Consider the following 8,196-nt stretch of genomic DNA (forward strand, 5'->3'; position numbering starts at 1 on the left):
GGGTTGTGCCATGATTGGTCAGTCGATTATTAATGTAAAGTCTGGCGGTCGTACTCGACTCTCCACACTTGTCGCCGGTATATTCTTATTGGTCATGGTTTTAGTTCTGGATAAATTACTGGTGCAAATTCCAATGGCCGCATTAGTTGCCGTAATGATAATGGTCTCTATTGGTACCTTTAGCTGGAGCTCCATTAAGAACTTGAAGAAGCATCCACTGTCCACCAATATTGTCATGGTAACCACGGTTGCTGTCGTTGTCGCAACACATAACCTGGCTTATGGCGTTCTGGTTGGCGTGCTTCTGGCTGCTATGTTCTTTGCGAACAAAATTGGTCATTATCTTTACGTTAAATCAGACATCGATACGGACGGCAATAAGCGTACCTACCGTGTCATTGGACAGGTATTTTTCAGTTCATCTGAAAAGTTTCTTGCGGCATTTGATTTTAAGGAAGGGGTTGAGCAGATTGTCATTGACCTGAGTCATGCTCACTTCTGGGATATTACCGCCGTTGATGCGCTTGATCGGGCTGTAGTCAAATTTCGCCGTGAAGGTGCCGAAGTTGAAGTCATTGGGCTGAACGAAGCCAGTGCAACTATCGTTGACCGTTTTGGCGTACACGACAAGCCTGATGCCGTTGACAAGCTGATGGGCGGTCACTAATGGAAAAGGATTCAATAATGAAACATGTTGTTGCTTGTATTGATGGTTCCGCGTCAACGCAGTCGGTCTGTGATTACGCCAGTTGGGCGGCGTTACGTTTAAGTACGCCTCTGACACTCTTTCATGTTCTGGACCAAGCCCGCTACCCTACCGAACCGGATATGACCGGCAACATAGGTTTAGGCAGCAGAGAAGCCTTGCTTGAGCAATTAGCAGAACTGGACCAGCAACGCAGCAAGCTTGCTTTAGAGCAAGGTCACCACATGCTTGAAAGCGCAAAGGAAAGAGCGCTTCATGACGGTGTCGAACAGGTCAATCTGCGACAACGTCATGGTGATTTAGCCGAGTCTCTTTTAGAAATTGAAGACTCTATGCGGCTACTGGTTATGGGCCTTCATGGCGAAGACACCTCTCGCACCAACCGCGTGGGTAGTCAGCTTGAAACTGTTGTACGAACCATGCACCGACCAATACTGGTTGCGCCTGAAGAGTTCACTGAACCGAAAAGTGTCATGCTGGCATTTGATGGCAGCGACTCTTCTCGAAAAGGCATTCGTCTTTTGGCTGAAAGCCCAATATTTCGTGGACTGCCACTGCATTTGGTGATGGTGGGTGCTGACACGAATGACAGCTACGCCTCTATTGAAGCGGCAGCAAACCATCTGCGTGAGCTGGGTCATAACGTGCATTTTGAAATACGCTCCGGGGAAGTTGAACCGACTCTGCACGCCTATCAAAAAGAGCATAATATTGATCTAATGGTAATGGGTGCCTATGGTCATTCGCGTATTCGTCAGTTTTTAGTTGGCAGTACCACAACCAGTTTGTTACAAACGACCAACTCTGCTTTATTGCTGCTGCGTTAATCGCAGACAAAATGATCTCAAGGAAAATGATATGACCCCAGACTGGGAAGAGTTTGATCTTGATGACCGCTTAATTGCGGTCCTTCGGGACGCACAACTGAACAAACCGGCAAAAGTACAGCAACAGAGCATTCCTGCAGCCCTCGATGGCAGAGACTTGCTTGTTAGTGCCCCGACAGGAACCGGCAAAACCTTAGCCTTCCTGTTACCGGCTCTGCAACATTTGCTGGACTTCCCACGTCAACAGCCAGGTCCTGCACGCATTCTGGTTCTTGCTCCAACTCGCGAACTGGCTGAGCAGATTCATCAGCAGGCCCAACAGTTTGAAAGCAAGACGGGGCTGTCTTCTGTTGTGGTGACCGGCGGTATTAATTACGGCTCGCAACTGTCTCTGCTGGAAAAAACGCACGATATTCTGGTCGCCACACCCGGTCGCCTGATGGATTTGCTCGAAGCCGAGCAGTACAACCTGGAAGGCATAGAGTGGCTAATCATTGATGAAGCCGACCGCATGTTGGACATGGGCTTTGCAGCAACAGTTAAAGAAATGGCACTGCAGGCACGCCACCGCCAACAGTCATTGCTGCTGTCTGCAACATTGAATAGCTCTGGTGTTATTAAGTTTTAGCGCGAGCTGCTGACGGAACCTGAATACATTGACGTTCAGCCACCAAAGCGTGAACGCGGTAAAATTGTTCAGTGGGTACACTTAGCGGATACCGATGAGCATAAACGCCAGCTTTTAATGAGCACACTGAAAGAACACCCGGGGCGGCAGTTTGTTTTCGTCAGAACACGTGAGCGAGTAGAGCTCATCGCCAACTTTTTACGCAGTCAGTTTGGTACCGGGCGCAAAATTGTCACCTTGCGGGGCGACATGCCGCAAAGTGATCGCCAGCGCATCATGAACGAGTTAAAACAGACCACAGATATCACGCTAGTAGCTACCGATATAGCCGCAAGGGGCCTGGACGTTGATGATATTACCGTGGTTGTTAACTACGACTTACCAAAGCAAGCGGACGTTTATCTGCACAGAATTGGCCGCACCGCTCGCGGTGGACAAAAAGGCATAGCCATTTCATTAGTGGAAGCGCACGATGCTTTATTACTGGGGCGTATTGAACGTTACTTAGACGCTAAGCTCGACAGAAGAACCATTCAGGGCTTGAAGCCTCAGTATAAGTTCCCGTCGACAGAAAAGGCTCGTTCTAAGAAGAAAGATAAAAAGAAAAAGGATGCAAAGAAAAAAGATACAAAGAAAAAGTCGCGTTAACGCGACTTTTTTCTTAGGTATTTTTCTCTCAAGTGATGCCAGGCAAAGTAAGCGATAACCCCGCTGGCATCCGCTAACCAGTCATAAACATCTGCGCCACGCCCCGGCGCATAAGCCTGAGCCAATTCAATCATTAAACCGTAGCAGGCTAAAAACAAAAGCGATAACCTGGCAGACAACGCAAAGGCCCGGTGGAACGTCAAAGCCAGAACGAAGAAGATCACAAAATGAACCAGCTTATCCATATAAGGGATACTCTGAGCTCCGGTACTGGGGAACTGCCACAGAAATAAAAAGGTGGTTATCGACAGCAGAACAAAAAACAGAACTCTTGCCAGCATAATTTACTTCTCTATTAAATTAAGGCTTATAAACCGATACGTTGCTATAGCCATTTTCGTGCAATAACAAAGCCTGCATCCGGCTCATAATGCCCTGATCACAATACAACAGGTATTCACGACTTTGATCCAATTCAGCAAATTGAGTGGCTAATTTAAAAAATGGTATCTCAATAACCTCTACATCTACCGACAAAGGCGCAGCTTCAATTTCTTCATCATTTCGAATATCTATGATGGTGGTATGACTTTTGAGTTCCGTGGTTGTATCCGGCAGCTCCAGTTCTTTATCAGTTTGAGTTGCTATATCCTGCATGCTGAGTACGTTTGACGCCTGCACCACTTGATCGAGTAAATCTTTATTAAGCTTTGCTTCTTCGGCTTCGATAACCGCAGGAATAGCTTTAACCGTTGGCTTATTTGAAATAACCCCACAGTATTCGGGAATCGATTTTGCCAAAGGCTCGGTGCCAATACGCTTGGCTTCATCAACAATTTCTTGTTTGTCCTTGGTAATAAGAGGCCGTAAAACTAACGCATCCGTTGCCTGGTCAATAACCCGCAAATTAGCCAGAGTTTGACTGGACACTTGTCCCATCGCCTCGCCGGTGACCAAAGCCTGAGCTTTGACATAGCGCGCAACTTTATCGGCAGCACGTAGCATTTGACGCTTCAATACCACGCCCATTTGTCCGTTTTCCACATTGGTAAGAATGTCATCAACAATGGGTGCAAAATCAACGCTGATGAACTTAATGGGATGCGAAGCGCTGTAACGCTTCCAGAGGTAATAGGCTATTTGACGCACGGCCACTTCATGAGCATCGCCGCCTAAATTAAAGAAGCAGAAGTGCGTTCGCGCACCGCGCCGGATAAACTCATAGGTTGCAACGCCTGAATCAAAACCGCCGCTAAGCAAGGACAATACAGTTTCCTGAGTAGGAATTGGAAAGCCACCTAAACCGTTAATACGTTCTCCAACCAGGTGCACGACCTTATTCGTAATTTGCAGTGCAATTTCAAGGTCGGGTTTAGAAAGGTTAACGGATGCATCGGGAACGCGTTGCAGCAAATAGCCACCAATGTAACGCTCCAGCTGCTGCGAGTTAAACTCGTGATGCCCCTTGCGCTTAACACGCATAGCAAAGGTTTTACCCGGCAGGCGCCGTAGCCAGTGTTCGCCCACTAATTCCGCAATGGCATCAAAGTCGGTTAATGGCTGCTCGATAACCTCTGCAAACCAGGAAATGCCCGGCGTATTCTGTAAGACTTCTTTGATTTGATTACGTACTTCAGAATCATCGCCATGGGCTGAAACCTCAATTCGGTCCCACAGCCACTTTGCGTAAACCGAGTCATCGATTGGCGCCAGAATTTTACGCAGGTTATTGGTAAGTACTTTACCGTAACGCTTGCGTACAGAGCGGCTTTTAATGGTAATTTCGGCGTGCAGGCGAACAACAAACTTCATAGCAAAATCGTCAAGTCTTTAGGAAAGTGGGCAATTATACGTGTCCTGCCCGACAGAAACCAGCACTCAGTCAATAACATCAACCGGGTCAGATTCTGCCGCCTTACCCTGCATAACCGAAATTTCAACCCGGCGATTGCGCTTACGATTTTCTTCAGAATTGTTTGGTACTAATGGTTTAGTGTCGGAGAAGCCCATGACAACCAAACGGTCCTCACTAAAGTCTTCAACTTTCAGCATTTCTTCAGCAACGGCCACCGCGCGTTTGCTGGAGAGATCCCAACGCGACGAGTAGATTTCTGAAACCAGACGTTCATTATCACTGTGCCCGGAAATGGTAATTTCGCCGGGAATATCTTTTAATGCCTCGGCAACCTGCTGAATGATAGGCCGGAACTGCGGCTGCAAGAACGCAGAACCTTCAGGGAATGAGCCCTGCTCGCGAATACGAATAATGATTTGCTGACCATGCTGTTCCAGCTCTATGGTTCCGGCTTTAATTTCATTCTCTAGCTGCTGTTCAATGCGGCGCATAAGCTCTTTAGACACCTGAGTCATGGCTTCGGTGTTTTCAGATTCTGCTTCTTTTTGATCTTCTGCGCTGTCGGCTTCCTGACCACCACGTTCGGTTTGTTGCCCCCCGGCAAAATCAGACTCGCCTTCCTGGAATTCCAGCATTTGCTGGGTCATTTCAACGGTTTGTTGCTGAATGGTTTCAATGGGGGTCGGCTCCGGACGCCCGGGCCGGAATTCCTGTGCAATGACACTGGTACCTTTAGGAATGTCTTTAACTTCAATTTTATTCTGTACACCTAAGGCGTACTTCATAGAGCCGGCAATTTGCTTAAACTTTAATACATCCATTTCGGAGAAAGCCAGCAAGAGCACGAAGAAGCACATGAGCAAAGTCATGAGATCGGCAAAGGTTGCCATCCACATAGGTAAGCCCGCTGGCGGGCAGTTGCAGTCTTCTTCTTCTTCGTCTCTGACTTTCTCTGAGGCCATGACTACTCGTCCTCATCCTCATTACCAATACGCTTAGATTCAGCCAGGTAATTACGCAAAATACCTTCAATGACACGAGGGTTTTGACCGTCCTGAATACCTAAAATGGCATCCAGTATCAATTGTTGATTCAATTTTTCCTGTTCTGCGCGCAGCAACAGTTTATTGGCAATAGGAATAGCAATAACGTTCGCCAGAAACGCACCATAAAGCGTGGTTAACAAGGCAACGGCCATAGCCGGACCTATGGCTTTAGGGTCGTCCATATTGGAAAGCATAGCGACCAAACCAATCAGGGTACCTATCATACCCATGGCCGGGGCAACATCACTGAGTATTTTAAAGACGCGAGCACCTTCCTCGTGACGAGAAAAACTCATTTTTATGTCTTTTGACAAGGTTTGGCGAACCACTTCGGCGTCATGGCCATCAACCAGCATGTCGACGCCTTTACGAAAGAATTTATTCGGAATTTCCGCCTCTTCCAAAGCCAGGAAACCGCCTTTTCGCGCAGAGTCAGCCATTTCAACGGCAGTGTCGATAAGCTCTTGTGGGTGTTCAATTTTAAAGAAAAAGGCCTTAACGACGACTTTTCCCGTCCCTAAAAACTGGCTTAACGAGAAATTAGCTAAGGTTATAAATAATGAGCCACCGAATACGATAAAAAACGAACGCGCATCGATAAAAAGACTTATATCCCCACCCAGAATCATGGCGACCACAACAAAGCCGATGGCGCCGATAATTCCTATGAGCGTTGCTATATCCACTCAGCTTTCCTCCCCGATTTGCGTTTTCGCTTATGCTGCTGTGCTCATTCTTAAACAATAGCGCCGCTCTGACAAGCGACATCTGATCATCTTACACAGGAATAATGAGATCATCGGCTGACATTCGGGATTCTTTATCGGATAATTAACTTTCATTCTTGTAGCAATGCGGCTCAAAACAGATTTTAAGGCAGACTCAGCTATGGCAGAAGAACAGAAACAGCAATCCTTTGAACAGGCTCTTGAACAGTTAGAGCAACTGGTTAATGAACTGGAGCAAGGCGATTTACCCTTAGAGCAGTCGCTGAAAAAGTTTGAGCAGGCCATTGCGCTGTCACGCTCCAGCCAGCAACAATTGCAGCAGGCTGAACAAAAAGTCACAACCCTGTTAGCCGAGCAACAACAATCAGGCAATGATGAAAGTGATGGAGAACTGATGTGACGATTAATTCGTTAACAGCAGATACAAGAAAGCAAGTCGACACATTTTTACAGCAGAAGCTCGAGCCCCTGACGTTAAATAAGCGTTTGAGTCAGGCAATGCAGCATGGTGTTTTACTGGGTGGGAAGCGCATTCGCCCCTACCTGGTAATGACTGTTGCCGATATCTGCGGCGCCAACCAAGACGATGCCTTGCGTTCAGCAGCTGCTATTGAATTAATTCACGCTTATTCATTAATTCATGACGACTTACCGGCCATGGACGATGACGACTTACGTCGCGGACAACCGACTTGCCATATTGCGTACGATGAAGCGACAGCTATTCTCGCAGGTGACGCACTGCAAACTCTGGCCTTTGAAATACTGACCGAAAGCAACATGCAGGACATACCGGCAGAGCGCCAACTGCAACTCGTTCATGTATTGGCGAAAGCCAGCGGTGCCCGGGGCATGTGTGCCGGTCAGGCAATTGATTTACAGGCAACGGCAAAGAACCTTACCGAAAGTGCACTGGAGCAAATGCATTTAAGTAAAACCGGCGCATTAATAACAGCAGCAGCCAGCTTGGGCGTTTTATGTGGTAGCAGCGCAGCCCAAAAGTGGCAAGAAAAATTCGAACAATTTGCGCGTTATTTGGGGCTGGCATTTCAAGTACAGGATGATATTCTCGATGTTGTAGGTAACACTGAAGCACTGGGGAAACCTCAGGGTTCAGATGCCGCGTCTGAAAAATCCACATACGTGCGTTTGTTAGGTATTGAAGGCGCTCAACGACGCTTACAAAACTTACATAACAAAGCGCTACAGTCATTAAGCGATATCCCTTACAATACCGACAAACTCGAACAATTTTCCGACTTGCTGTTAAAGCGGGACCACTAACTGAATGACTCAACAATATCCGTTACTCGATAAAATTAATTTACCCGCCGACTTGCGTCGCCTGTCACGCTCGCAATTACCTGACTTGTGCGCTGAAATTCGTCAGTTTTTGCTGACATCGGTCAGTCAGAGCAGTGGCCACCTTGCCTCCGGTTTAGGTACGGTTGAGTTAACAGTCGCCCTGCACTACATCTACCACACTCCTGAAGACAAGCTGGTGTGGGATGTTGGCCATCAGGCTTATCCGCATAAAATACTGACCGGGCGTAAACAGCAGTTGCAGAGCATTCGCCAGAAAGACGGGTTACACCCTTTTCCGTGGCGGGAAGAAAGCGAATACGATGTCTTATCGGTGGGGCACTCAAGCACGTCGATATCTGCTGCTTTAGGCCTGGCCGTGGCAGCGCAACGCCAAAGTTTACGCCAGAAAGTGGTGTCTATTATTGGTGACGGAGCCATGACCGCAGGCATGGC

9 protein-coding genes and 1 pseudogene are annotated in these 8,196 nt (G+C 47.6%); 6 read left to right on the forward strand and 4 right to left on the reverse strand.

What is annotated here, in order from left to right:
* The 3 genes and pseudogenes from B3180_RS06555 to srmB form a co-directional block, all read left to right on the forward strand.
* A partial coding sequence (locus B3180_RS06555) for a SulP family inorganic anion transporter (RefSeq protein ID WP_286843652.1) occupies positions 1 to 667 on the forward strand: 667 nt, incomplete at its 5' end.
* Positions 668 to 684: 17 nt separating this feature from the next.
* Positions 685 to 1,533: a universal stress protein gene (locus tag B3180_RS06560; RefSeq protein ID WP_222235749.1), complete on the forward strand. Its 849-nt coding sequence runs from the start codon at positions 685 to 687 to the stop codon at positions 1,531 to 1,533.
* A 31-nt stretch (positions 1,534 to 1,564) separates the two neighbouring features.
* Positions 1,565 to 2,809 (forward strand): annotated as a pseudogene (gene srmB / locus B3180_RS15745) (ATP-dependent RNA helicase SrmB).
* Here the strand turns inward: srmB and B3180_RS06575 are convergent.
* The 4 genes from B3180_RS06575 to pomA form a co-directional block, all read right to left on the reverse strand.
* The gene (locus B3180_RS06575; RefSeq protein WP_054489423.1) at positions 2,806 to 3,150 is read right to left on the reverse strand and encodes a VanZ family protein; all 345 of its coding nucleotides are present in this window, start codon (positions 3,148 to 3,150) and stop codon (positions 2,806 to 2,808) included. The pseudogene srmB and the gene B3180_RS06575 overlap by 4 nt on opposite strands.
* 19 nt (positions 3,151 to 3,169) lie before the next feature.
* Positions 3,170 to 4,621 (reverse strand): tRNA uracil 4-sulfurtransferase ThiI, encoded by a 1,452-nt coding sequence (gene thiI / locus B3180_RS06580; protein WP_278358447.1) that lies wholly within the window; start codon positions 4,619 to 4,621, stop codon positions 3,170 to 3,172.
* A 66-nt stretch (positions 4,622 to 4,687) separates the two neighbouring features.
* Positions 4,688 to 5,626 (reverse strand): flagellar motor protein MotB, encoded by a 939-nt coding sequence (locus B3180_RS06585; RefSeq protein ID WP_222235752.1) that lies wholly within the window; start codon positions 5,624 to 5,626, stop codon positions 4,688 to 4,690.
* Between the two features lie 2 nt (positions 5,627 to 5,628).
* Positions 5,629 to 6,396: a flagellar motor protein PomA gene (gene pomA, locus B3180_RS06590; protein ID WP_222235753.1), complete on the reverse strand. Its 768-nt coding sequence runs from the start codon at positions 6,394 to 6,396 to the stop codon at positions 5,629 to 5,631.
* A gap of 202 nt (positions 6,397 to 6,598) precedes the next feature.
* Between pomA and B3180_RS06595 the strand changes: the two genes are divergently transcribed.
* The 3 genes from B3180_RS06595 to B3180_RS06605 form a co-directional block, all read left to right on the forward strand.
* A complete protein-coding gene (locus B3180_RS06595; protein WP_054489432.1) occupies positions 6,599 to 6,838 on the forward strand; it encodes an exodeoxyribonuclease VII small subunit in 240 nt (79 codons plus the stop codon).
* Positions 6,835 to 7,722: a (2E,6E)-farnesyl diphosphate synthase gene (gene ispA, locus B3180_RS06600; RefSeq protein ID WP_278358446.1), complete on the forward strand. Its 888-nt coding sequence runs from the start codon at positions 6,835 to 6,837 to the stop codon at positions 7,720 to 7,722. The genes B3180_RS06595 and ispA overlap by 4 nt, the downstream gene beginning before the upstream one ends.
* 4 nt (positions 7,723 to 7,726) lie before the next feature.
* Positions 7,727 to 8,196 (forward strand): 1-deoxy-D-xylulose-5-phosphate synthase N-terminal domain-containing protein (locus tag B3180_RS06605; protein WP_286843662.1); only part of this gene is annotated, 470 nt, incomplete at its 3' end.

The organism is Idiomarina sp. UBA4206 (assembly GCF_002383015.1).
GTDB lineage: Bacteria > Pseudomonadota > Gammaproteobacteria > Enterobacterales > Alteromonadaceae > Idiomarina > Idiomarina abyssalis.